General features: G+C 60.1%; 28 protein-coding genes and 1 other RNA gene. 10 read left to right on the top strand and 19 right to left on the bottom strand.

What is annotated here, in order from left to right; translation table 11 throughout:
- Window positions 1–7: 7 nt before the first annotated feature.
- Complete coding sequence (locus QEV83_RS15960) at window positions 8–223, bottom strand: hypothetical protein (protein ID WP_280128669.1); 216 nt, start codon at window positions 221–223, stop codon at window positions 8–10.
- Window positions 224–300: 77 nt separating this feature from the next.
- Here QEV83_RS15960 and QEV83_RS15955 point away from each other — a divergent pair, with 77 nt between their 5' ends.
- The gene (locus tag QEV83_RS15955; protein ID WP_280128668.1) at window positions 301–1,995 is read left to right on the top strand and encodes an FAD-dependent oxidoreductase; all 1,695 of its coding nucleotides are present in this window, start codon (window positions 301–303) and stop codon (window positions 1,993–1,995) included.
- Here the strand turns inward: QEV83_RS15955 and QEV83_RS15950 are convergent.
- From QEV83_RS15950 to QEV83_RS15925, 6 genes are all read right to left on the bottom strand, one after another.
- A complete protein-coding gene (locus tag QEV83_RS15950; protein ID WP_280128667.1) occupies window positions 1,989–2,729 on the bottom strand; it encodes a hypothetical protein in 741 nt (246 codons plus the stop codon). The genes QEV83_RS15955 and QEV83_RS15950 overlap by 7 nt on opposite strands.
- A gap of 51 nt (window positions 2,730–2,780) precedes the next feature.
- Window positions 2,781–3,005 (bottom strand): hypothetical protein, encoded by a 225-nt coding sequence (locus tag QEV83_RS15945; RefSeq protein WP_280128666.1) that lies wholly within the window; start codon window positions 3,003–3,005, stop codon window positions 2,781–2,783.
- Window positions 3,006–3,085: 80 nt separating this feature from the next.
- A complete protein-coding gene (locus QEV83_RS15940) occupies window positions 3,086–3,718 on the bottom strand; it encodes a hypothetical protein (protein WP_280128665.1) in 633 nt (210 codons plus the stop codon).
- Entirely contained in the window at window positions 3,718–4,497 is a 780-nt protein-coding gene (locus QEV83_RS15935) for a TPM domain-containing protein (protein ID WP_280131105.1), read from the bottom strand. The genes QEV83_RS15940 and QEV83_RS15935 overlap by 1 nt, the downstream gene beginning before the upstream one ends.
- Window positions 4,498–4,592: 95 nt before the next feature.
- Entirely contained in the window at window positions 4,593–5,240 is a 648-nt protein-coding gene (locus QEV83_RS15930) for a LemA family protein (protein WP_280128664.1), read from the bottom strand.
- Window positions 5,241–5,328: 88 nt separating this feature from the next.
- The gene (locus tag QEV83_RS15925; protein ID WP_280128663.1) at window positions 5,329–6,141 is read right to left on the bottom strand and encodes a DUF5765 domain-containing protein; all 813 of its coding nucleotides are present in this window, start codon (window positions 6,139–6,141) and stop codon (window positions 5,329–5,331) included.
- Window positions 6,142–6,670: 529 nt separating this feature from the next.
- Here QEV83_RS15925 and QEV83_RS15920 point away from each other — a divergent pair.
- The gene (locus QEV83_RS15920) at window positions 6,671–7,180 is read left to right on the top strand and encodes a hypothetical protein (protein WP_280128662.1); all 510 of its coding nucleotides are present in this window, start codon (window positions 6,671–6,673) and stop codon (window positions 7,178–7,180) included.
- 31 nt (window positions 7,181–7,211) lie between these two features.
- Here QEV83_RS15920 and QEV83_RS15915 read toward each other — a convergent pair whose 3' ends face one another.
- Window positions 7,212–8,030 carry a YihY/virulence factor BrkB family protein gene (locus QEV83_RS15915; protein ID WP_280128661.1) on the bottom strand — a complete coding sequence of 273 codons (819 nt, stop codon included), beginning with the start codon at window positions 8,028–8,030 and terminating at the stop codon, window positions 7,212–7,214.
- Window positions 8,031–8,239: 209 nt separating this feature from the next.
- Between QEV83_RS15915 and rmuC the strand changes: the two genes are divergently transcribed.
- Window positions 8,240–9,409, top strand: a complete 1,170-nt coding sequence (rmuC, locus tag QEV83_RS15910) for a DNA recombination protein RmuC (protein WP_280128660.1) — start codon at window positions 8,240–8,242, stop codon at window positions 9,407–9,409.
- Window positions 9,410–9,431: 22 nt separating this feature from the next.
- Here the strand turns inward: rmuC and QEV83_RS15905 are convergent, their stop codons facing one another.
- The 5 genes from QEV83_RS15905 to ffs all read right to left on the bottom strand — a co-directional run bounded on the left by QEV83_RS15905 (window position 9,432) and on the right by ffs (window position 12,972).
- A complete protein-coding gene (locus tag QEV83_RS15905) occupies window positions 9,432–9,797 on the bottom strand; it encodes a VOC family protein (protein WP_280128659.1) in 366 nt (121 codons plus the stop codon).
- A gap of 109 nt (window positions 9,798–9,906) precedes the next feature.
- Window positions 9,907–10,512, bottom strand: a complete 606-nt coding sequence (recR, locus tag QEV83_RS15900; RefSeq protein WP_280128658.1) for a recombination mediator RecR — start codon at window positions 10,510–10,512, stop codon at window positions 9,907–9,909.
- A gap of 26 nt (window positions 10,513–10,538) precedes the next feature.
- A complete protein-coding gene (locus QEV83_RS15895; RefSeq protein WP_280128657.1) occupies window positions 10,539–10,862 on the bottom strand; it encodes a YbaB/EbfC family nucleoid-associated protein in 324 nt (107 codons plus the stop codon).
- 51 nt (window positions 10,863–10,913) lie between these two features.
- Window positions 10,914–12,755, bottom strand: coding sequence for a DNA polymerase III subunit gamma/tau (locus QEV83_RS15890; protein ID WP_280128656.1), 1,842 nt, complete (start codon window positions 12,753–12,755; stop codon window positions 10,914–10,916).
- A 120-nt stretch (window positions 12,756–12,875) separates the two neighbouring features.
- An RNA gene (gene ffs, locus QEV83_RS15885) (signal recognition particle sRNA small type) lies at window positions 12,876–12,972 on the bottom strand.
- Between the two features lie 321 nt (window positions 12,973–13,293).
- On the opposite strand from ffs, the gene QEV83_RS15880 reads away from it, so the two are divergent.
- The 4 genes from QEV83_RS15880 (at window position 13,294) to QEV83_RS15870 (ending at window position 15,674) form a co-directional block, all read left to right on the top strand.
- Window positions 13,294–13,644 carry a YciI family protein gene (locus QEV83_RS15880; RefSeq protein WP_280128655.1) on the top strand — a complete coding sequence of 117 codons (351 nt, stop codon included), beginning with the start codon at window positions 13,294–13,296 and terminating at the stop codon, window positions 13,642–13,644.
- Window positions 13,645–13,660: 16 nt separating this feature from the next.
- A complete protein-coding gene (locus QEV83_RS19485) occupies window positions 13,661–14,005 on the top strand; it encodes a sigma factor (RefSeq protein WP_348273234.1) in 345 nt (114 codons plus the stop codon).
- On the top strand, window positions 13,969–14,949 hold the full coding sequence (locus QEV83_RS15875) for a DUF6596 domain-containing protein (RefSeq protein WP_348273233.1): 981 nt from the start codon (window positions 13,969–13,971) through the stop codon (window positions 14,947–14,949). The genes QEV83_RS19485 and QEV83_RS15875 overlap by 37 nt, the downstream gene beginning before the upstream one ends.
- Before the next feature lie 65 nt (window positions 14,950–15,014).
- A complete protein-coding gene (locus QEV83_RS15870; protein ID WP_280128654.1) occupies window positions 15,015–15,674 on the top strand; it encodes an isoprenylcysteine carboxylmethyltransferase family protein in 660 nt (219 codons plus the stop codon).
- A gap of 27 nt (window positions 15,675–15,701) precedes the next feature.
- On the opposite strand, the gene QEV83_RS15865 is transcribed toward QEV83_RS15870, so the two are convergent.
- The 5 genes from QEV83_RS15865 to ada all read right to left on the bottom strand — a co-directional run bounded on the left by QEV83_RS15865 (window position 15,702) and on the right by ada (window position 19,843).
- Window positions 15,702–16,451 (bottom strand): glucose 1-dehydrogenase, encoded by a 750-nt coding sequence (locus tag QEV83_RS15865; RefSeq protein WP_280128653.1) that lies wholly within the window; start codon window positions 16,449–16,451, stop codon window positions 15,702–15,704.
- An 81-nt stretch (window positions 16,452–16,532) separates the two neighbouring features.
- Entirely contained in the window at window positions 16,533–16,826 is a 294-nt protein-coding gene (locus tag QEV83_RS15860; protein WP_280128652.1) for a helix-turn-helix domain-containing protein, read from the bottom strand.
- 70 nt (window positions 16,827–16,896) lie between these two features.
- Window positions 16,897–17,262: an MAPEG family protein gene (locus tag QEV83_RS15855; protein ID WP_280128651.1), complete on the bottom strand. Its 366-nt coding sequence runs from the start codon at window positions 17,260–17,262 to the stop codon at window positions 16,897–16,899.
- Window positions 17,263–17,358: 96 nt separating this feature from the next.
- Window positions 17,359–18,711, bottom strand: coding sequence for a 30S ribosomal protein S12 methylthiotransferase RimO (gene rimO, locus QEV83_RS15850; RefSeq protein ID WP_280128650.1), 1,353 nt, complete (start codon window positions 18,709–18,711; stop codon window positions 17,359–17,361).
- Between the two features lie 46 nt (window positions 18,712–18,757).
- Window positions 18,758–19,843 (bottom strand): bifunctional DNA-binding transcriptional regulator/O6-methylguanine-DNA methyltransferase Ada, encoded by a 1,086-nt coding sequence (gene ada / locus QEV83_RS15845; RefSeq protein WP_280128649.1) that lies wholly within the window; start codon window positions 19,841–19,843, stop codon window positions 18,758–18,760.
- A 237-nt stretch (window positions 19,844–20,080) separates the two neighbouring features.
- On the opposite strand from ada, the gene QEV83_RS15840 reads away from it, so the two are divergent.
- From QEV83_RS15840 to QEV83_RS15830, 3 genes are all read left to right on the top strand, one after another.
- The gene (locus tag QEV83_RS15840; protein WP_280128648.1) at window positions 20,081–20,662 is read left to right on the top strand and encodes a fasciclin domain-containing protein; all 582 of its coding nucleotides are present in this window, start codon (window positions 20,081–20,083) and stop codon (window positions 20,660–20,662) included.
- Window positions 20,663–20,729: 67 nt separating this feature from the next.
- Window positions 20,730–21,362 carry a cytochrome b/b6 domain-containing protein gene (locus QEV83_RS15835; RefSeq protein ID WP_280128647.1) on the top strand — a complete coding sequence of 211 codons (633 nt, stop codon included), beginning with the start codon at window positions 20,730–20,732 and terminating at the stop codon, window positions 21,360–21,362.
- A 16-nt stretch (window positions 21,363–21,378) separates the two neighbouring features.
- Window positions 21,379–22,152, top strand: a complete 774-nt coding sequence (locus QEV83_RS15830; RefSeq protein WP_280128646.1) for a molybdopterin-dependent oxidoreductase — start codon at window positions 21,379–21,381, stop codon at window positions 22,150–22,152.
- On the opposite strand, the gene clcA is transcribed toward QEV83_RS15830, so the two are convergent.
- The gene (gene clcA / locus QEV83_RS15825; protein ID WP_280128645.1) at window positions 22,139–23,869 is read right to left on the bottom strand and encodes a H(+)/Cl(-) exchange transporter ClcA; all 1,731 of its coding nucleotides are present in this window, start codon (window positions 23,867–23,869) and stop codon (window positions 22,139–22,141) included. The two genes, QEV83_RS15830 and clcA, sit on opposite strands and share 14 nt — an antisense overlap.
- Between the last annotated feature and the right edge of the window lie 20 nt (window positions 23,870–23,889).

The following is a 23,889-nucleotide window of genomic DNA, read 5'->3' as shown; positions in this document are numbered from 1 at the left end:
GCGCCGTTCATTGCACGGCGGCAAGTTTGGCGAGCGGATCGAGCCTGTCAAGGACGCGAGCTTCGCTCGCGCCGGCGAAGCCGGTGCTGCACATCCTTGAAAGGAGCGACTCCGCCTCGCCGACAGTGGCAGCCATGAGATGAATGGCGAAAACTGAATGCCCCCTAGAATCTAAGCCTCTCGCCTCGTCCTTCTGATGGGTCCCTTGGACGCTCCTCAGCATGAGAGGTTCCTTCGGCGCCAAAACCGCAAAACGTGGTACACTTCAACCATAATCCGCGAGCCCCGCGCGTTAATGCCATGTCCACGATAGACCAACGCCGCGATCAGATGTTTCCAAAACTCCGGCCGGAGGAGATCGAGCGGCTGCGCCGGTTCGGCGAGGTCCGGCACTATAAAACAGGCGATCTCTTGATTGAGACCGGCGAACCGAGCGCCGGTATGTTTTTGCTTCTGAAGGGCACGGTCGCGGTCAGCACCCACGACGGCATGGGCCATGTGGTTCCCATCGTCGAGGAAGGGCCGGGAGAATTTCTGGCCGAAGTCGGTCAATTGTCGGGCCGTGCGGCGCTGGTAGATGCCCGCGCAACAGGGGATGTCGAGGCGCTCCTCATTCCGCCCGAGCGGCTGCGCGGCGTCATCATTGCCGAAGCCGAGCTTGGCGAGAAGATTATGCGGGCGCTAATTCTGCGGCGGGTCGCGCTGATCGAGAACGGCACCGGCGGCCCTGTCCTGATCGGCCCTGCGTTGAGCCCGGAGATGGTGCACTTGCAGGGTTTTCTCTCGCGCAACGGCTACCCGCACCAGACCCTTGACCCGGACGACGACGCCGATGCCAAGGCTCTGGTCGAGCGTTATGCGCCCGATCCGTCCGGCTTACCGCTCGCCGTTTGCGCCGACGGAACCGTGCTCAAGCGGCCAAGTACAACGGAGCTGGCGCGATGCCTCGGCATGGTGTCCTGCGATGCGGCGGACCGGACCTATGACGTCGCGATCGTCGGCGCGGGGCCCGCAGGACTGGCGACCGCTGTCTATGCCGCCTCGGAGGGCCTGTCGGTCATCGTGTTCGATGCCAACGCCTTTGGCGGACAGGCAGGCGCCAGCGCCCGAATCGAGAACTATCTGGGGTTTCCGACCGGCATTTCTGGCCAGGCGCTGACCGGCCGTGCCTATGTGCAGGCGCAAAAATTCGGCGCCGAAGTGGCCATTCCCGTGGAAGTCACGGGGCTCAGTTGCGCGGGCTCGCCGTTTTCCCTGAGTTTGGCCAATGGCCGCAGCGTCAAGGCGCAGGCGATCGTCGTCGCGGCGGGAGCCCGCTACCGGCGCCCCGCGATTCCACGCCTAAATGATTTTGAGGGGCGCGGCATTTGGTATTGGGCCTCCCCCATCGAGGCGCGAATGTGCCGCAAAGAGGAAATCGCGCTGGTCGGGGCGGGCAATTCGGCCGGCCAAGCGGCGGTGTTTCTTGCAGGCTTCGCGGCCAAAGTCTGCATGCTCGTGCGCGGGGAAAGTCTTGCCGCGACGATGTCGCGCTATCTGATCGAGCGCATCGAAGCGCAGCCGAATATCGAGGTTCTTTGCCGTACCGAGATCACCCAGCTCACGGCCACGCCTGAAGGCCGGTTGGAGCGGATACGCTGGCGGCACACCCCAACCAGTGCGGAAACGGAACGCGCGATCCGCAATGTGTTTCTGTTCACCGGCGCCGATCCCGCGACCGAATGGTTGCGGGAGTGCGGTGTCGCTCTCGACGAAAAGGGCTTTGTCCGCACCGGACCGCAATCGGCGGCAGCCTGCGCCGCGGAAAACGGCAATTTGCGCGGACCGCTCCTGCTCGAATCGAATGTGCCTGGCGTGTTCGCCGTGGGCGACGCGAGGTCGGGCTCGGTCAAGCGGGTCGGCGGCGCCATCGGCGAAGGAGCGGCTGTCGTCGCGCAGCTGCATAGCTATCTCGCGGCCCGGCAATCGGGACCGGCGGCTTCAGCCAGTCAATGACCCTGCCGATGCGCGGCCTCGATCGCATCCAGGAGCCCTGCGTTGACATCAAGCGTTTTCAGCGTCTTGACCGGAAGGGCCATCGCCGGCCCGCAGGAAGCGATGGCGTGCGGCAATCCAGCTGGCTGCACAGTCAAACCGTCTTGCTTAGCGTCCGGCCAAAGGATGAAGTTCAGCTCCGTATCCTTAAGAGCGTCGGCGCATGCCGGGTCGCTGCCGCTGTGCTTGGCCGCGTCCTTGTAAAGATCCGCAAGTTTCTGCGATGCGATGGTGCCCAGGGTCGAGCCATCGCCCACCGTATCGGTTCCCGTATGTTGCGCCAACTCCGGCAGCAGTTCTGCCCAATCGGCCAGCGTGCCGGTGTCCACATCAAACACCAGCGCCACCGTGCTATTGTCGGGATGGGCGCCGCCGCAAAAATAGTCATCGGCGGCAATGAGGCTCACATAGCGCGGCCCTTGCATGGGCACGGAAACCTTGCGCGTCCAATTTGCATGTTTGCGGTCCGCCTGCAGGCAGTCCCTTGCGGCTTTTCGCACCCTCCCATCAGCCTGCGTCAGTGCTTTGTTGATCCGCGCGATACTGGCCGGTTCCGCACCAGAGGCAAGCCGGGGGAAGGCGGCAACATGGCGCATCACCGATTTGGGTTTGCTTAACCGGATCGCGCCCGAGTCATTACCGGCGTAGGCTTGGCCCACGAAGGCCGCGAGTAAGACCAGGCAAAGGCGACGCATCACGTTCGATCCGTTCATGCGGAAGATCAATTCGTCGCGTCGCGAGGACGTTCAGGAATCGTCGACACTCCAGTGCGCGACCTCGGTTCCTTGAAGGTCCAATATCCGGAATCCGCGAGGGAGCGGCTTATGGGTCCGTTGAGCGATGACATTCGCGTACAGCGATTTGGCATGCGTCACGACATGCGGCAGATCGGCGATGTCGGTTTCCATCCGGTCGAGGACCTCGGGCGGAGCGCCTTCGCGAAGCTTCCCAACAAATTCGATATGAAACATGGGCGGCACCTCCCTGCCTTTACGAACACAAGGCAATTAGGGCGCTGCGGCGCGATGTCAATCCGGCCCGCTCACGCTTCTCAAATCAGATAGATCCGGTCCGGAAGCTGGTCCTCGCCGCCCGGCTCGGGAGGAAAATGATCGGCTAAAACCTTGCCGCATTTGTCGACCGCAATCACAAACCCTTCCGCGATTTCGCCATAGGGCATGCACTCCAGAAGTGCATCGATCGCGTCCTGCCAGACAGTTTGATCGACCTTGGCGGCGATGCCGTCGTCAGCGACGATGCGCGCATAATGTTCGGCCAGCGAAACGAAAATCAGGATGCTGGCGCGGTTTTTCTTGCGCGCCATGCCACGAATCATGAATTGCTCCATCGCGGCACGATGAGCTTGCGCGCGACGGGCGCGCCGGGGGATGAGATATGGTTGCAGCGCGGATTCCGAGAGGATCAGAAAGAGCACAACGAAAAGGATAATTTGCGCCAGAAAGATCTCGCGCACGGAGAGATTTGTGAGGGCGATCAGGAACCACGGCGCGATCAGGGCGATGAGTGCCGACCAGGCGGTCGTGGTGCTCATATAGTCGGAAGACGCGCGTGCGAGCACGCAGACAATTTCCCCGGACGTGGCCGCCTCGGCTCTCTTGATCGCGGCACTGATGCGGCGCTGGCCGTCTTCGGAAAGGGGAGCAGTCCGCGAGAGATACGCCATCACCAACTCCCCGATGCGCCGCCGCCGCCGGACGATCCGCCGCCGCCGGAAAAACCGCCGCCATCCGACCAGCCGCCGCCGGAGCCGCTTCCCCAACCGCCGCCGCCACCCCCTCCCCGGCCGCCGGAGTTCATCAGCATACCGAGAAGGAAGGACAGAAGATTGCCGCGTTCGCGGCGCGGCGTCAGCATAAAGAAAATGAACACGAAAAGCGCGAGAGCGATCCAAGGGCCGAGGTCGTCCAAGGTCGTATCCTTGTGAACGATGCGCAGATCCGGGCGCTTTTCCCATTCCGAGGAATCGGTTGTCAAAACGGTGATGATGTCATCGACGCCGCGCGCGATTCCACCGCCATAGTCGCCGGTCTTGAAACGCGGCGCCATCGCATTGATGATGATGATCTTCGACAAAGCATCGGTCAGCGTGCCTTCGAGACCGTAGCCGACTTCGATCCGGACTTTGCGTTCGTTCGGCGCGACGAGCAGCAGCACGCCATTGTTCTTTTGCTTCTCGCCAAGGCCCCAGGTGCGAAACAGGGCGTTGGCGTAAGGCTCGATCTCGTCGCCATCGAGCGATTTTATCGTCGCCACGACGAGCTGGATGCCGGACTTTGATTCCAGCGCGGCGAGCTTTGCGGTGATCTGATCGGCGACGGGTTGCGGAATGATGTTGGCGGCATCGACAACGCGCCCGGTGAGCGGCGGAAACGCATAGGCCAAGGCGAGGCTGGCGAACGCAAGCGCCGCTAGTAGAACCGCCGCGAGGCACAGCCCGGCCATCGCGGATTTTTCCGCGCGGCGTGGCGCATGCCCGTGGCGATGCCAAACACTATCCAATGGTATCATTCCCGCGCGGGACCGCGGCAACCCCGCCGTCAAAATTTGACTTGCGGGGGGGTCTGCGCCGCTTCATTGGCGGCAAATTCAGCCATTGGTTTGTTGCCGCGAAAAAAGGTCGCGGCCCAAAGCAAGCTTGGGAATGTCTTGAGGCTGAGATTATAGGCACGAACTGCTTCGATATAATCGCGCCGGGCGACGGAGATGCGATTTTCGGTGCCTTCAAGCTGCGACTGCAAGGCAAGAAAATTCTGATTGGATTTAAGGTCCGGGTAATTCTCGCTGACCGCGAGGAGGCGGCCAAGCGCACCTGACAATTGCGACTGGGCCTCCTGGAATTGCTTGAGCTTGTCTGGATCCGTCAATTGCGAAGCATCGATTCTGACGGACGTCGCCTTGGCGCGCGCCTCTACGACGGAGGTCAATACGTCCTTTTCCTGCTTGGCATAGCCTTGCACCGTCGCGACGAGATTGGGGATGAGGTCGGACCGCCTTTGATATTGATTCTGCACATCGGCCCATTTGGCCTTGGCCTGCTCCTCGAGCGTCGGGATTGTGTTGTAGCCGCAGCCCGAAACGCTGGCTCCAATCAGGGCGACGGCAAAAACAGCCCGAAGCCGCTGAAATATCCGGGGCGCGTGCGGGAACTGAAAGTGATCGAGAGAAGATTTTAAAGATAAATCCATGGGTCAAACCTCCAGCTTCGGCAAAACTAATCCGTTCCGGCGCATTTCGCAAAGGCACGAGACGCGCGCTCTCTTGGCATGATGTATGTTACGTCGGTTCTTCGACCGCGGGCTCTCCACTCTCCTCGAGTGCGGTCTTCAATTTTGGTGCCGCCGCCTTGCGGCGCAGCCAAGAGACGATCCGCCAATAGGGCGTTACAATGTAGAGATGATCCCGCAGCGGCGTTTTTATGATGGTCAGGCAAAGCCCGATGCTGAACAGGCACCAGACAGCCGGCCATTCATTGATGTTGGACGTTGTGAGCTGCGAGGCGAATGGCCCGGCGAGATAGGAGAACAGGATGAAACGCCAGCTCCCATAAAGTGCCGGCATCGCGAAGGCCGTGAGGAGGTAAGCGGGATAGCCATTGCCGAGCCAATTCACATGCGTGAGACTGTTGCCGATGCCATTGGTGGGAACGAGCCAGGCCAAATGCCATTCGCCGCGAACAGTGCAAAGCAATTTTCCGCAGAGCGGCCGGCCGGGCTCGCAGACTCCCGCCCAGGTAAAAGGATAAAGCTGAACCAGCATCATGATCGCGCCGGCAAAACACGCGGTATAGGCAAAAGGCGCGATGCGCGCCGCCAAATCCTTCGGCATGAAATACAGCGCGACCGCGTTGATAAAAAACGGTTGGAACGTGATGTGCAGATAGCCGAACAGCGTCAAAATCTGATTGAGCGGACTGCCGCATTGGTTGACGACCGTATAGCTCACGGCTTGCAGCACTTCCATGCTGGAAAAATACAACAGGCAGCCCCAGAGGGCTGGCGGCTCAGGATTGCGCTTCAGGGCTGAGTAGGCCGCACTTGCCACGCCCGTTGCCGCCAATACCGCCGACGCTTCCCCATTCCAGCACATTTTTTTATCCAAATTTCTGGTTGGCGTTCCAATACAAGATTGCGGGCATCTGGCAAATCCCGCTTGCGTGAAACAGAGGCTCGCGCGGCCGAACCGCCGCATGTCCTGTTCCTTCGCTCGTTCACGCGGAGCTAAAACAACTCCCGTACATAATCGAATTAGAATAGATAAAAAACATAATTGTTGATCTCATGTATTTACTTACTTAAATACTATTTATCCAAAAAATGGAGCAGAACATGTGCAACATTATTGAGGAAAGAATTAGAATAAATAAAATATTGGAACATTCTGTCTGCGCTCGGCTGGCTTACACACCTGCTAACCTAGATGAGCTGACGCAACTCTGCGTCGTTGCGTTGGAACTCTATTATGATGGAGGCTGCCCTCAAGAATGTCTCGAGGCCAAGGCGCGCGACTTCGCAGTCTGGCACCTTGCCAGAGCCAGTCTTGGCGTTGCGCTCCCGACTGGCCCCGCCACGGCTTCAACCCTGATCTCATTCCCGTGCCAATAATGATGGAGCCCATCGTGATGCACAGCGAAACACCGCCCGCACAGATCGCCGCCGTGCATGCGGACGCCCCCGCCGAACGCGTATTTTTTGCCCAATACCGTTTGTGGATGGCCGGATATTGCGCACGCGACAAGGATTATTGGGATTGCGCCCTTGCGATCTTGCGGCGTTTCGCGGCCCCCGCGCCGGCCAAGATTCTGCATGCAAAATTTCGTCTGTTCACCCAAACCCTGACCGAACAGTCAAGGCGGGAGATCCTATGGCGTTTCTCGGGCTGCCGCTGTCTTTGCGGGGATGAATTTCTGGTCTTGCGGCTCATGGCAGCTTCGCAGCGCAAGGACGCGCGAGCGGAGACTCTCACCGCCCCGGCGCTTTTGGGAAGCGGCGATATCGAGGCTTTGATTTATGCCAGCAGATCGCTTGCCGGAGCCCTCAAAGACAACAGCCTTACTTTCGCGCCGATCGAGCGTCTCCCCATTGTCGCATGCCCGGCGCACCCTCCGCATAGCTACACCTTGCAATAACGCGGGCGCGCGAATGGTCGATTTTTTTCCGTCATAACGCAGGAGGTTTTGGCCGCGCCCTCGCATGTTTCGCGCGCAGGATCGCGGCATTCAATTCACCGCCAAACATGAAAATGGCGGCGATCATGTAGAGAAACACGAGGGCGATCATGACCGACGCCAGGCCCGCGTAGGTCGTCACATAGTTGCGGGCGAATTCGGCGAGGTAGGAGCCAAAGGCAATGCTGGCGGCGATCCACATTCCAACGGTCAGCAAGATTCCGGGAGCCATCTCGGCGAACGTTCTTCGTCCGGCGGGCAGAAACTTGTGCGCGAGAATGAGCGCCAGCAAAAGCACCATGCTCGCGATGGAGAAACGGCTGAAGGTGACGAGGCGGTCTAGCGGCTCGAAATTCGGCGCGAAATGCAGCAGTACGGACCAGATCAAGGGGGCGAAAACGACCAAGAGAGCAAGCGTCAAAAGCGAGAAAGCTCCGACGAAAACATAGGCGATGGATTCGAGCCGAAGCAGCCACCATGCCCGCATCTCGATGACGCCATAGGCCCGGTTGAGGCCAATTCTTATCGCTTCGACACCGCTCGACGAAAAATAAATCGCCAAAATCACACCGATCGTGAGAACTCCGCTGCGTGTTTGCGTCAAGACGCTGTGGATCTCGCTTGCGATTGGGGCCGCGACCTGCTGCGGCCAAGTCTGCAATATGAGATTCACTGCTTCATCGGCCAGCCTCTTTGTGCCGAAAAATCCGGCAAGCGCCGTGACGAAGATCAAAAAAGGGAACAGCGACGTGAGAATCGCCAAGGCGATGTAACTGGCAATCGCCCAGCCATCGTCCTGCAAAAAGCGCATCACGGCGTCATAGAAGACCCGGTAAACGAACCCTATGGCCCGGATACCTCCGCCGCGACGGCCGCGAAAGGGGCGCAGAACATTCCGCCATCGCAAGAAACGGGTTTTAGGGCGGGGAGAAAAGCTCGCTAGCTTTTCCCGGTTTGAAGAGGGGTCGTGTTGTTCGTTATTCGTTCCCATCGTCTCGCGAATCAGTTAGAGATGGCGGAATGGAGCGTGTTGTATTTACTCTCAATGGTACATCAATCGCGGCTGCCGATCTTCTCCTTGGCGCGGCCGGTCTCGCCTTATTGCTGCTTGTGAGCATCGCTTGGAACCTCGCCTCCCGCGCCCGAATGGGCCGTCAGGAGGCACTTGCGAGCGTCGAGCGTCAACGCGAAATGTTCCGCGCGATGGAAGAGATCTCGCGTCAGAACGCCGGACTCAATGGATCGGTACGCAGCGTCGCCGAGGTTTTGGGGTCGCGCCAGGCCGATCTCGCGCGGCTCGTCGCCGACCGCCTCGACGCGGTCGGGACGCGGGTCGGCGCCGGTCTTGAAGCCTCCGGAAAAACCGCCGGCGACCATCTGGCCAAGCTGAACGAGAGGCTCGCGGTGATCGATGCGGCGCAGGCAAGGGTCGCCGCGCTGACCCAGGAAGTCGTCGGCCTCAAGGACATTCTTGCCAACAAACAAGCGCGCGGCGCCTTCGGTCAGGGACGCCTTGAAGCCATCATAAGGGATGGCCTGCCCGCCTCGGCGTTTGAGTTTCAATATACGCTCTCCAACAACACCCGGCCCGATTGCGTGGTCCGCTTGCCGGGCGACCCGAGGGTTATGGTGATCGACGCGAAGTTCCCGCTCGAGGCCTTCACCGCCCTGCGCGGAGCGATGAGCGAAGAGGCACGCAAACAGGCGTCGGCACGAGTCCGTGCCGATGTCTCAAAGCACGTCCGCGACATCGCCGAGCGCTATTTCCTCGCCGGAGAAACGCAGGATATCGCGATTCTGTTTGTCCCGTCCGAATCGCTCTACGCGGATTTGCACGAATTTTTCGAAGATATTATCCAGAAGGCGCATAAGAGCCGCATCATTATTGTTTCGCCATCCCTTCTGATGATGGCGGTTCAGGTCATGCAGGCGATCGTCCGCGACGCGCGGGTGCGCGAGGAGGCGCACGTCATTCAAGCCGAGGTGCGCCGCCTGATCGAGGAAGTTGAACGCTTGCAAACGCGCGTCACGAAACTCGACTCGCATTTTAAAATCGCGCAGGAGGACGTGGACCAAATTATCACCTCCGCCGGCAAGATCGCGCGGCGTGGCACTCGCATCGACCGGATGGATTTTGAAACGCCGCTCCCTGAGATTTCCGAAGGGTCTTTCGACAAAGCGGCGGAATGACTTCACCGCCAGGCCACACTCGCTATTTGGCCTTCGGCTGCCAGAGCCCGATCGCCGCGCCGGTTGGATCGAGGATGATGGAGAATGAACCCGCGTTCGGAACCTCGGTGACATCCTTCATAACCGTCGCGCCGAGCGATTTCGCCTTGGCGGTCGAGGCCGTCACGTCGCCGACCAGCACGTAAGGCAGCCAAGCGGTCGGGACGCCGGGCGCCGGAGTCTGCATCAAACCGCCACCGGTTCCTTCGCCAACATTAATCATCGTGTAGGTGAAGCCAGGACCCATCTCGACGTCCTCCAGCTTCCAATCGAACAGCGAGCCGTAAAACGTCTTTGCCTTATCTGGATCGGAAGTGGTGAGTTCGACATGCACGAAAGGATTTGCCATGATCGCTCCTTGGTTGAGCCGCCGCGCATTTGAGAGTTTGGGCGGCGCGGCGCGAGGTAAAGCCTCGATCGTGACGATATCGTGATGTGTTTGTCGCGAAACGTGAGTGTCACAACGGCGTCCGGCTGCGGATCGCGGCCGTGAGTGTTCCTTCGTCGAGATAGTCGAGCTCGCCGCCGACCGGTACTCCATGCGCGAGCCGGGTGATCTTGACGTCGAAATCCACCAGCAGACTGGTGATGTAATGCGCGGTCGTTTGTCCATCGACCGTTGCATTTAGGGCGATGATGACTTCCTTGACGTGATCTTGCGCGACCCGGCCCGCGAGGCTGCCGAAATTCAGATCCTTGGGTCCGATTCCATCGAGCGGCGACAAGATTCCGCCAAGCACATGATAGCGCGCGCTCAAAACGCCGGCGCGTTCGAGCGCCCAAAGATCGGATACCGACTCGACGACGATGAGCGTCGCCGGGTCACGGCGTTCGTCCCGGCAGAGCGTGCAGGGATCGCAGCTGTCGATATTGCCGCAGACGCCGCAGGTCACGATTTTTTCGTGGGCTGCATTGAGCGCGCTTGCCAAAGGCGCCAGCAGCTCTTCGCGCTTGCGGATCAGATGCAAGGCGGCGCGTCGCGCCGAGCGCGGTCCAAGCCCCGGCAGACGCGCCAGCAATTGAATGAGCCGCTCGATCTCGGGACCCGCGACTCTCTCTGCCATCGCGGTGGAACCTTAATCCAAGGCCATCAGAAAGGCAGCTTCATACCGGGCGGCAGCGCAAGTCCGCCGGTCAAACTCTTCATTTTTTCTTCGAGCAGACGTTCAGATTTTTTGCGGGCGTCCTCATGCGCGACGACGATCAAATCCTCAAGAATCACTTTCTCGTCGGCTTTGAGAAGCTGGTCGTCAATCGCCAGTCCCTTCATTTGACCCTTGGCGGTGAGAGTTACGCGCACCATGCCGCCGCCCGCCTGCCCCTCGACTTCGATATGTTCCAACTCGGCCTGCATTTCCTGCATTTTGGCCTGCATTTCCTGCGCTTGCTTCATCAAACCAAACATGTCGCGCATTGCTGTTTTTCCCAAATTGCGACGACTCGCGAACACGCACATGAAGCCTGCTCAAAGATCGTCTTCCAACCCATCATTAAAGACTATTTCATCATTTGTCCCGGCACTCGCCGCAGCCGCTGCATTTTCTTCCAGCACGGGCCCAGCGGGGCGGACCGCGACGATTTCGGCACCCGGGAATGCGGCGAGCACGCTTTGCACCAAAGGCTCGGCTCGAACGCCGGACAGGGCTTCGCGAGTCTTGGCGTCATGCTGCTCTTTGAGGCTCGGCGCGCCGGGCGCGTTCGAGACCGCGACCATCCAGCGGGTGCCAGTCCATTCCTGCAAACGTCGCGCGAGCATTTGGGCAAGCTGCGGCGAAGCCCCGGACGAGAGCGAGAATTCAATCTGGCCCTGCTCGAACCGGACAAGCCGCACGTCGCGCTCAAGCGCGAGCTTCATTTGAATATCGCGATGCTGTCCCGCGAGCGTCACGACGTCCTCGAAGCGGGCCAACGTGACCGATGGCTCTGTCGCGTCGTGCGGGGGTGCGCGCAGCACGGCCGTCCCGCTGGACGTCGAGATCGCCACCGGCGGACGCGCGCCAGACTCAACGCCGCGCGGTGCGGCTTGCGGCTGGCTGCTTGTTGCCAAACTAAGCTTTCGCAGCGCTTCGTCGGGGGTCGGCAAATCGGCGGCGAAACCGATTCGCACCAGTACCATATCTGCGGCCGCGAGCGGGCGCGGAGAGTCCTTCACTTCCCGCAGGCCCTTCAGCAATAATTGCCAGGTCCGGGTCAAGACCGGCATCGACAATGCTTGCGAAAATTGCAGGCCTCGGGTCTTCTCGTCGGGCGTCAGCGAGGTATCTTGCGCCGCCTCTTTCACGAGTTTCAGGCGTGTCACGAGATGGGTGAATTCCGCGAGGCTCGCCAAAACTTCCGAAGGATCGGCGCCAAAATCATGCAGGTCCTTGAGGATGCCAAGCGCCTCGGCCATCTGGCCGCGCATCAATACTTCGAACAAATCAATGATGCGGCCATGATCGGCAAGCCCCAGCATCGCGCGCAAGGCTTCCGCCGTGACTTTTGCGCCGGCATGGCTGCCGCCATGCGCGATCGCCTGATCGAGTAGCGACAGTGCGTCGCGCACCGAGCCTTCCGCCGCGCGCGCAATGAGGCTCAACGCTTCATCCTCGATCGCAACGGCTTCCTTGCCGCAGATCGACGCCAGATAGTGGGTCAGAACGCTCGCCTCGACGCGGCGCAGATCGAACCTTTGGCAGCGCGAGCGCACGGTCACCGGTACCTTTTCGATCTCGGTGGTGGCAAACAGAAATTTCACATGATCGGGCGGCTCTTCCAAGGTTTTCAAAAGGCCATTAAAGGCCTGTTTGGAGAGCATGTGCACTTCGTCGATGATATAGACTTTCGTGCGCGCCATGACCGGCTTGTAACGGGCGCTCTCAATGATCTCGCGCACATCATCGATGCCGGTATGCGAGGCAGCGTCCATCTCGATGACATCGACATGCCGAGATTCGATGATCGCCTGGCAATGCACCCCAAGCTCCGGCATGTGGATCGTCGGGCGCGTCACTGCCGGGAGGGCGCCCTTCGCGGGAACTTCATAATTGAAGGCGCGGGCGAGAATGCGCGCGGTGGTGGTCTTGCCGACACCGCGTACGCCGGTCAGAATATAGGCTTGGTGAATGCGTTCGAGATCAAAGGCATTCGACAAGGTTTTGACCATCGCCTCCTGGCCGATCAAATCCTCGAAGCGTGCAGGGCGGTATTTTCGGGCAAGGACGCGATACGCCGTTTGGGCTGATGCGGCCTCCGGCTGCGAGCCCGCACTTCCGCCCAATCCCAGACCCGGACCGGCGTCGTCATTGATATTTGGAGGGTGTTGCATGCGACTGTCCGGCATCGCCCGAGAGGCTTCTGGGCCGCGCCAACGCCCCGTGGCCTGGCTGGCCTGCCGGATAAACCAAGCTCTGGCCAGGCAATGGCAACGCTCAAGTTGCGAGGCGAAAGTAGGAGGCTGGACAGAGACCCGCCCGGTCTCGTTAGGGCTGCTTCCTTCCGGACCTGACCCGGTTGGCGAGTGGTGCGTCCACCGCCAACCTCCCATCCTCTATTTGGACCAGGCGGGGGATTTTCGCAAGCTTTGGAATTTTTTTAGGGGGTGGGTTGAAATTCGACCATCAATTCCCCTGGAATTAAGAACCACTGCCGCTCAAAAATGGGCGAACTGCCTCCTAGCTCCCAAGATTGACGCGCAGCGGAACCGCGACGCTGAACGAACTGCCGGTGGCACATTGTCTTTAGAGCCGCGCGTGATTTTATATGAAACGGATGTCGATCCACCGGGGGCTGGTTCGTCGACTTAATTAGCGAGACGGTTCAGTGGGGCGATGGCGCCGGGGTCTCGCCATAGGAGAATTTCTCAAATGCGCTTCATGTTCATAGTCAAATCCGCTCACGCTGGGCCTCCGACGCCGGAGCTCCTGGAGGCGATGCACAAGCTGGCCAACCGCGAGATCACGGCCGGGAGAATGCTCGACAGTGGTGGACTGATGCCCGCAGCCACCGGCGCAGAGGTGCGCATCAAGGACGGGAAACTCAGCGTCGTCGACGGCCCCTTCGTGGAGGCCAGGGAGGTGATCGGCGGGTACGCGATCTTCGAGCTCCGGGACAAGGAGGAGGCCCTGGCGTCGGCGAAAGAGTTCATGCAGCTCCACAAGGATTTGATGCCGGGCTGGGAAGGGACATGCGAGCTTCGCGCATTTGCCGTCCCGTGAGGCGCGAGCCCACCAGATGCAGTCGGCGGCTATGACGGCCGCCGACGCCCATCGCGCAATCCTGGCCGTCTGGCGGATTGAGCAACCCCGGCTGATCACCAGCTTGGCAAGGACGCTGCGCGACGTGCCGCTGGCCGAGGAATTGACGCAGGAAGCCCTTTTGACTGCCCTTGAGCGATGGCCCGCGACAGGCGTTCCGGAAAGACCCGGCGCTTGGCTGATGGCGACCGCCAAGCATCGGGCTCTGGACCATCTGCGCCGTAGCCGGATGCTCGAGCGCAATCACGAGATGATTGCCCGGGACATGGAGAGAAGCAGCAGGCTATGCCCGATCTGGACTCCGACCTGGACGACGACATAGGTGATGAGCTGCTTCGCCTCATTTTCACCGCCTGTCATCCGCTTCTGTCGCGTGAGGCCCGCGCGGCTCTGGCGCTGCGGATGATCTGCGGCCTGACGACCGAGGAGATCGCCAGGGCGTTCCTGCTGCCAGACGCGACGATCGCCCAACGGATCGTGCGCGCAAAACGGACTCTTTCGGAATCAGGGCTGGCCTATGAAACCCCACGCGGCGAGAAGCTCTCCGAGCGGCTCTCTTCGGTACTGGAGGTCGTGTACCTCATTTTTAACGAAGGCTACGCAGCGACGCGCGGCAAGGACTGGCTGCGTCCTCAACTCTGCGAAGAGGCGCTTCGGATGGGCCGTGTGCTCACCTCTGTTGCGCCGCACGAACCCGAAGCTCATGGACTGCTTGCCTTGATGGAGCTGAACGCCTCGCGCACGGCGGCGCGTACGGGCGCAGCAGGCGAGCCAATCCTCATGCTGGACCAGAACCGCGCACTCTGGGACCAGCTCCAAATCCGACGAGGAATGCAGGCGCTCAGGCGAGCGCGCGAGCTTGGCGGAACGGGCGGCTTTTACGCCCTCCAGGCGGCCATTATCGCCTGCCACGCCCAAGCGAGGACGGCGGGCGATACTGACTGGCCGCGCATCGCCGAATTCTATGCGGAGTTGGCCGCAGTCATGCACTCGCCAGTCATCGAACTCAACCGCGCGGTGGCCGTCGGTATGGCGGAGGGCCCAGAAGCAGGGTTGGCGATTGTGGACCGCCTTACGCGCGAGCCGGCGCTCAAAAGCTATCATCTGCTGCCGAGCGTTCGCGGCGACCTACTCCAAAAGCTCGGCCGTTACGCAGAGGCGCGCGTCGCATTCGAAGCGGCCGCATCGATGGCCGGCAACACGCGCGAGCATGACCTACTGAAACGGCGCGCCGCCGAGGCGGGCGATGCAGCGCTGTCATCATAATCCGGGCGCCGCTGCCGCCAACCCAGAAACGATTGTATAAAGGTAATCGTATAAGCGAGGCAGCCATGACGCTCTCACCCAGATTGGCGTTCTTCAACATTGCGGCGACGCTTGCCTATCTCGGGCTAGCCGTGCTCGGTGGGGGCGGATTTGCCACTTTCTTTTCCCATCCGGCCCTGATTGCCCTGACGATTGTCCTTTTCGCGCTCTCTGGCGCCGGGCTTTTTACCGAGGGAAACCTGAGCTCCGGGGAGCGCGAGGATCGCGGCAACCGCTGGGTCCTCCCCGCCTTCGGGCTGCTCGGGCTGCTGGCCGCTTTTCTGCCAGCCTACACGGACCGGATCGGATTTTGGACTTTTGGCGGGGAGAGCCTTCGCTGGCTTGGCGTTCTTCTCTTCGCCGCCGGTGGCGCGCTGCGGCTGTGGCCTGTCTTTGTGCTTGGGCGCCGGTTCAGCGGATTGGTCGCCATCCAACCCGGGCATACGCTGGTCACGACAGGGATCTATCGTGTTATCCGCAACCCCAGCTATCTGGGACTGCTTGTGAATTCGTTGGGGTGGGCGCTTGCGTTTCGTTCGGGCGTCGGCGTGCTGCTCACGGTGCTGACGATCCCGCCGCTCGTCGCGCGCATGGGCGCGGAAGAGAGACTGCTCCGCGCGCATTTCGGCCCCGAGTATGAGGCTTATCGCGCCCGCACGTGGCGGCTGATTCCAGGGCTCTATTAAAAACGCTACCACTGCGCCGCCGAAACCTTACCGATAGCCACCGGACACGGTAATACGCTCGCCCGTCACCCATCCAGAATCATCGGACGCAAGAAACACCGCAACCCGCGCGATATCCTCAGGCTGCCCAAAGCGTCCGAGCGGCGTCTCCGCCACCATCTGCTTTTCAAAATCGCTGCCTTTGACCCCAACCCGCTGAACGCCTTCCGTGTCGACACCGCCCGGAGCGATGGCATTGACCCGGATGTTCTTTGCTCCGAGTTCCTTAGCCAGCACGCGGGTGACCGAATCGAGGGCGCTCTTGGTCGCCGAATAGACCACCGAATTGGGAATTGCTTTCTCGCTGGCAACGGAGCTGAGGTTGATGACGCTGCCGCCGCCAGGGCCGAAATAATTGAGGGCCTCTTTCGTCGCCAGGATCGTGCCGAGGACGTTGATGTTGAATTCGCGGTGAAACTCGCTCTCAGTGACGGCCTCGAGCGGCGCGAACTCAAAGACCCCGGCATTGTTCACGAGCACGTCCAGCGCTCCGAATGCCTTTTTTGTCTCCGCGAAAAGCCGTTGCACGTCCTTTGCCTCCGACACGTTACCATGCACCGCGATCGCCTTGCCGCCCTTGCTGGTAATCGCGGCGACAACAAGCTCCGCCCCCTCCTTGCTGGAAGCGTAATTCACGACAACCTTCGCCCCCGCGGCGCCCAAAGCCTTCGCGATGGCCGCGCCAATTCCCTTCGACGCGCCAGTCACGATAGCAACCTTGCCAGCCAGTTCACTCATGTGTTTTCTCCTGTCAATTCGACATTTAGATAAGTATCTAAGTATCGAAAGCCGGGAGTGCAAGAGCGCAAGCCGGCGCCGCTAAATTTTTGAGAGCCGGTCGAGATAGGCGCCCAGCACATCGCGCTGGAGGGAGAGATTCATGAATTTGCCTTCGCGAGCGATCTGGATCAGGCCCGCCGTCTCCAGCTCCTTGATATGGTGCGACAGCGTCGCGGCACTCACATCGTGGATTTCGTGCAGCAAGGTACAGGGGGTTGGCGCGTCACGTGCGCCGATCTCCTTAAGAATCAGATAGCGGCGCGGCTCCGCCAAGGCGCGGGAAATCCGCTCGAACTGCCGGTCTGTGAGAGCGAAGGGCTTGGCCGTTGTCATGATTTTTACTCAACAATCGCGGCCCTGCCCATCCACGAAAACCCTTTTGGGCGAACGTTAAAATCGTATCCTAAAAGACAATATAGGCAGCGCGGACCGTCATCACCAGAAGAACGAATGAAGCAGCCATGAATATGGAGAATCGAATTATGATGACGTTGATGGCCGCCTGCACGAGACTGTGAACAATCCGCAGTCCAACATAAAGCCACGCCAAACCGGTGTTTAAACCACCGTCCGCACCGGAAAAAGCCAAGGTGAGAACCACCGCATAAAAAAGCGTCGGTTGCTCCATCAGATTGTTATAGTTGTCGGCCTTCCAACGCACCTCAGCCGGAAGTTGTGCATGAAACTCTTCAGCTGGACGCTGCGGATCGAAAATTATTTTTGATTTTATGACGGCTGGAATACGCGTTGCGTAGAGCCAAGCCCACATTACAAAAGACCAAAGGACAAGCGCGATCAACGGCGCGAGAAGAGGGCTGTGCAAAGGTCGCTACCATGAAGAGGCGCAGCAAATAGCTGCTGGGGTTTATACCGCTGTCCCGTGCAAATCATAGGCGTCCGCCCTCTCGATTTTCACGGTGACGATATCGCCCTGCCGCAAGGGGCGGCGCGCAGCGACATGAACCTTGCCGTCGATCTCGGGGGCGTCACCCTTAGTGCGGCCAATGCCCGAGCTCTGGCCACCGTGATCGAGAATGACCGGAAGACGTTTGCCAATCTTATCCTTGAGTTTTTTAGCGCTGATTTTCTGGCATGTTTCCATGAACCGCTTGTAGCGGTTTTCTTGCACCTCCGGCGGCACATGCGGCAGGCCAAGATCGTTCGCCGCCGCGCCCGCGACCGGCTCATATTTGAAGGCGCCTGCGCGGTCGATCTTTGCCTCTTGAAGCCAATCGAGCAGCAGCTCGAAATCTTCCTCGCTCTCGCCGGGAAAACCGACGATAAAGGTCGAGCGCAAGCTCAGATCAGGGCAGATTTCGCGCCATTTCGCAATCCGTTCGAGCGTCTTATCGGTGTCGCCTGGCCGCTTCATCGCGCGAAGAATTTTTGGGCTTGCGTGCTGAAATGGAATGTCGAGATAGGGGAGGATTTTTCCCTCTGCCATCAATTCGATGACCTCATCGACATGCGGATAGGGATAGACATAGTGGAGTCTGATCCACACGCCGAGTTGGCCAAGCTCCCGCGCGAGGTCGAAAAATTTCGCCCGGACCGGACGCTCCTGAAATGCGCTTTCGGCATATTTTAGATCAACGCCATAGGCGCTCGTATCTTGCGAGATGACGAGCAATTCCTTGACGCCCGCAGCGACGAGCTTTTCCGCTTCGCGCAAAACATCAGCTGCCGGGCGGGACACGAGATCGCCGCGCAGTTTTGGGATGATGCAGAAGGTGCAGCGGTTGTTGCAGCCTTCCGAAATTTTCAAATAAGCATAGTGGCGCGGCGTCAGTTTGATGCCTTGTGGCGGCACGAGATCGAGAAAAGGATCATGCGGCGGCGGCGCCGCTTCATGCACGGCTTGCATGACGGAGGCAAAATCCTGCGGCCCGCTGATCCAGCGAAGGTCTGGGAATTGTTCCAAAATCGCACCGGGCTCGGCGCCCATGCAGCCGGTGACGATGACCTTGCCATTTTCGGCCGCGGCCGCGCCTATGGCCGCCAGTGATTCCGCTTTGGCACTATCGAGAAAGCCGCAAGTGTTGACGATGACTGCCGCAGCGTCTTGATGCGTCTTGGACAGTTCGTAGCCCTCCGCCCGCAAACGGCCGATGATCCGCTCGCTATCGACGAGCGCCTTTGGACAGCCGAGCGACACGAAGGAAATTTTGGGCGCGAGCTGCGCCGAAGCAGAGGATGCGGGGATTGACTCTGAATTCATGCGCCTGATTGGCACGCGTGAGAGCATCTGGCAAGCGGCGGGACGGTCATGGGTTTTTCTTCGGCGTCTCTCTGTCCAGCAGGGCACGCTTGCGTGCGACGCCCCAGCGGTAACCGGAAAGCGCCCCATCGGTGCGCACGACACGGTGACAGGGGATGGCCACCGCGATGGGGTTCGCCGCGCAGGCGCCTGCCACCGCGCGCACCGACTTCGGCGCTCCGATCCGCTTGGCGATTTCCGTGTAGCTCGCGGTGGAACCGACGGGGATCTCCCGCAACGCTTGCCAGACTCTTTGCTGGAACGCGGTACCGCGGATGTCGAGCGGCAGATCGAGGCCGAGCTGCGGGGCTTCAACAAAGCCGATCACCTTGGCGACCAGCTTCTCAAAACCTTTGTCGCCGCCGAGCAGCCTCGCGCGCGGAAAACGGTCTTGAAGGTCGCGCACGAGGACGCCCGGGTCATCGCCCATAAGGATGGCGCAAACGCCCTTCTCGCTTCTCGCCACCAGGATGGGGCCCAGCGAGCTTTCTCCGATGGCAAAACAGATTTCGATATTTTCGCCGCCATCCCGGTAGGCCGTGGGAGTCATGCCCAGCATCTCATTTGAGGTTTCGTAGAACCTGCCGCTGGAATTAAACCCGGCGCCATAGATCGCATCCGTTACCGTCGCGCCTGACCTCACAAGCGCGTCCCGGACACGCTTGGCGCGATCAGCGTTCGCGTAGGCGCGCGGTGTCAGCCCAGTGACGACCTTGAAGAGCCGGTGAAAATGAGAGGGGCTCAACCCTGCCCTGCCCGCCATTTCTTCGAGGCTTGCGATTTCCGGCGCGGCCTCGATGTAACGGCAGATTTCCGCGACTTTCGCGGCGTGCTGCCCGGACAAAGTAGGCTCACGCGGCCTGCATCTCTTGCAAGGACGGAAGCCCGCGCGTTCGGCCTCCTTTGGAGTTTTGTAAAAGCTGACGTTTTCCGGCTTGGCCAAGCGTGCAGCGCAGGACGGCCGGCAGTACACGCCGGTCGTCCTCACCGCGTAATAGAATTGACCATCGAAGTTGTGATCGCGGTCGATGAGGGCCTGCCATCTTGAGTCCTGAGTGGCGGAAACTCCGGCGATTTCCGGTTTGTCGAACATACGGCCCTGCTCCGTCGTGGGTTTGATCTTGAGGTTTATTTAACCCGTTGCATGTCGCTCCGCACTCCGGCTCTTGCTTTTAAATTTGGTCAAGCAAGCCAAAACGGCTTTCCTGGTGAGCCTTCGCAACTTTTTCGCTCCCACGCCGGTAATTGCCTCTAACGAGACTGAAATGCGAAAGCGCAGTTTCGTTGTTCACAGCCGCCCGGCGGCAATTGTAAAAATGGGAGAAATTTCATGTCGTTCTTTCGCAACGCGGCGTTTGCCGCTGCCGTGGGCGTTGCCGCGCTCGGCGGCACTGCGCTCACCTCTTTGACCCCCGCCTTCGCGGAAATGACCGTGGAAGTCGGTGGCGCGCCGATGTATCCTTCAAAGAATATCATCGAAAACGCGGTCAATTCGAAGGATCACACGACACTTGTCGCGGCGGTCAAGGCGGCGGATCTCGTCGAAACCTTGCAGGGCGATGGGCCGTTCACGGTCTTCGCGCCGGTCAACAAGGCTTTCGAGAAATTGCCCAAGGGCACCGTCGAAACCCTTCTGAAACCCGAAAACAAGCCAACTTTGGCTGCTGTCCTTACCTATCATGTTCTCCCCGGGAAAATTTCTGCCGCCGATTTCATCGCGGCGGTCAAGAAAGGTGGCGGCGAGGCCATGTACAAAACCGTCGAGGGCGAAGAGCTGACGATCAAACAAAATGGCCGCAGACTCGAGATCATCGATGCCAAGGGCGATAAGTCCTTCGTAACGATCGCCGACGTCAACCAAAAGAATGGCGTCATTCACGTTGTCGATACGGTGCTTCTGCCGAAAAGCTGATCACTCTGACCGGGCTGGACCATTCCAAAAACTGGTGTGGTCCGGCCGCCTCGGTGAGGTTCTTGTCATGTCCGTGCCGTCCGCCGCTCTTCTGCCGCCGCACGCAAGCGCCCGCCGGCCGCTCATCCACCCGCTGATCGTCCGCCTGACCCATTGGATCAATGCCGGCGCGATCATCGTGATGATCATGAGCGGCTTGGAGATTCACAACGCCTATCCAACCCTGCCCTTCAAAGCACCGCTCATGTTGACGCTCGGCGGCTGGCTCGGCGGTGCGACCCAATGGCATTTCGCCGCCATGTGGGTGCTGATGATAAGCGGGTTCATCTATGTAACCTATGGCTTTGTCTCGGGCCGGTTCAAACGCAAGTTGTTGCCGATCTCGCCGCGCGAGGCCGCAGCCGACATCAAGGCGGCGCTTTCGGGCAGGCTCTCGCACGATGATTTGTCGATCTATAATGCCGTGCAGAGGCTTCTTTATAGCGGGGTGATTTTTGCTGGCATTGTCGCGGTCCTGACCGGACTTGCGATTTGGAAGCCGGTGCAACTGCAAACTCTCACCTTATTCTTTGGGGATTTCGGCCAGGCGCGGATCATCCATTTTTTGGCGATGTGCGCGATTTTTCTGTTTCTCATTCTTCACGTCGCGATGGCCTTGGCCGTGCCAAAGAGTCTCCGCGCGATGATTCGCGGCCGCTGACATTTTTGGAGCCATCATGTTCGGAAAACTCCGCGCGCCCAACAAAGATACTGGCGTCATTCTCAAGGAAGCAGCCCGCAGCCTCGATATGCCGGCGCGCCGAGTGTTCCTGCGCAATGCGGTCGGCCTTGGATCGCTGACGCTTCTGACCGGCTGCGATGTGGTCGATGGGTTTTCCGCTGAGCGGGTGCTACAAAGCGTTTCTGATTTCAACGACCGCGTGCAGGCTCTATTGTTCGATTCCAACAAGCTCGCGCCCGAATATCCCGAAAGTGCGATCACGCGGCCTTTCCCATTCAACGCCTTTTATCCGGAAGATAAGGCGCCAGTGATCGACCCAAGCGATTTCCATCTGGACATCACCGGCCTTGCCGGGAGCAAGAAGCCGTGGACGCTCGAAGAGCTTTATGCGCTGCCGAGGTTCACCCAGATCACAAGGCATATCTGCATCGAGGGATGGAGCGCCATCGGCAAATGGACTGGCGTCCGCTTCTCGGATTTCTTGACGCGGATCGGGGCCGACACCAGCGCCAAATATGTAACCTTCCGCTGCGACGACAATTATATCACGAGTATCGACATGCCGACCGCGCTGCATCCGCAGACGCAACTTGCGTTCTGGTTCGATGACCAAGTGCTGCCGCGCAAATACGGCTTCCCGATGAAACTTCGTATCCCGACAAAACTCGGCTTCAAAAATCCAAAGCATATTGGCGAGATCGAAATCGGCAATGAGTTTAACGGCGGCTATTGGGAAACCTACGGCTACAATTGGTTCAGCGGACTTTGATCCGGACCGGTTCCGATGCGGACTTGCGCGAGAGCAATTCAGCTTTCTTGCGGGCCTGCTCCAAGGTCCGCTCTTTCAAGGAATCATAAAGCGGCGGCTCGCGCAGGATCGTCGCCACAGCCATTGCCGAAAAGCAGGCCGCCAGCATCGGCAAAAGCAATCTGGAATTGTCGGTCATCTCGGTGACGAGGATCATGCCCGTGAGCGGCGCCCGCACCACGGCGGCAAACAAAGCCGCCATGCCAACCAGCGCGAAGGCAGTCGCGTGGGTGCCGGAACCAGCCAGGCTTAGGTCAACAAGCCCGCCAAAGATGAAACCCATCTGCGCTCCCAGAACGAGAAGCGGCGCGAACACCCCGCCCGGCGTTCCAACTGCATATGAGGCGGCGCCCAGGAAGAGACGGAGCACATAAATGAAAGGAAGAAGAACGAGCACCGCTTTGCCGTCGAGAGCGCTTTGAGTGAGGGCGTCGCCGCCCCCGGCGAGATCCGGCGCGAACCACGCCAGCGCGCCGACAGCCGCGCCGACCAACGCGGCGCGAATTTCCACCGGCCAGCGGGCGAGACGGTCGGCGAGCGCGAGCGCGCCAAGCAGCACGTGATTGTAAACAATGCCCAGCAGTCCAGCGGCGGCGCCCAATGCAAGGCACCAAAGATTATCGCCGAGGACAGGATACGCCACATTCGTCACGGCGAAATCCGGCGCCGGGCCAGTGAAGAGCCTTGCCACGACGATGGCGCTCCCTGAAGCTCCGAGCGCGGCGATGGCGTTGCGCGTGTCGAATTTCCGCGTGAGTTCTTCCAGGACGAAGACCGCCCCGGCGAATGGCGCATTGAACGCGGCGGCAAGCCCAGCACCCGCGCCCGCTGCGAGCAGGGATAGGCAGTCGGCTGGATCCCGGCCAAGAAATTTCCCAAGCAAATTCGCAAGAGTCGCGCCCATTTGGACGCAAGGCCCCTCGCGGCCAAGCGCGAAGCCGGAGCCAATCGCCAGCAGTCCGCCGAAGAATTTGACTGGCAGCAGAATCAAGGGTGCAGGCGGCAACTCGCCGTTGAGAACAGCCTCGACATGCGGAATTCCGCTGCCGGCGGCATTTTCGCTGAAACGCCGCACCAGCCAAGCGCTGAGCGCCCCCGCCGCAGCAGCGCCCATGATCAAGAGGCTGGCGCCGAGAAGCGGCTCGCCTTGCCACACACCGGGCAGGGAAAGGCGGAAACGATCAGCCGCCTCCAGGGACATCCGGAAAAGGCCGCATATCAGTCCGGCGCCAGCCCCCGCGATGCCCGATACTACAGCCAGCGGGACCAATCCCGGCCCCACGAAAATCCGCGACGCCGGTTGGATATAGGAACGCAGGCGCCGAAACCGCACCGCCTCCAGCGCATCCTCGCCCGGCGCGGTTTCCTCAATGTCCTCGAAGCCGCCCCCGGCGCCAGAAAAATATGTTTCGACCACAAGATCGTTGGGACCGCCGATTTCGACGAGATGGACACTCTCGTCGCACCAGATGGCGACAAGCTGCCGTTGTCCATCCAGCGCGGCGCTCTTAACGATGCCAAGGCGGCCCGTGGCAAGACCCTTTGGCTGGGGGATTTTGCGTCCGAACAGCGGGCCAAACGTCGATTGCAGGATGTGCGCCCCGGCAAAGAAGACGAGTGCCGCAATGACATAGGTCAGCGTTTCGCCTTGGAAAAACGCATCGCTTAAGGCCTGCATCGGAGCGGCTCACTTGCAAA

Origin of the sequence: Methylocapsa sp. D3K7 (genome assembly GCF_029855125.1) — a bacterium.
In the GTDB taxonomy this organism is placed as follows: domain Bacteria; phylum Pseudomonadota; class Alphaproteobacteria; order Rhizobiales; family Beijerinckiaceae; genus Methylocapsa.
Note: the sequence above shows the minus strand (reverse complement) of the source record. Positions and strands in the feature narration are given on the sequence as shown.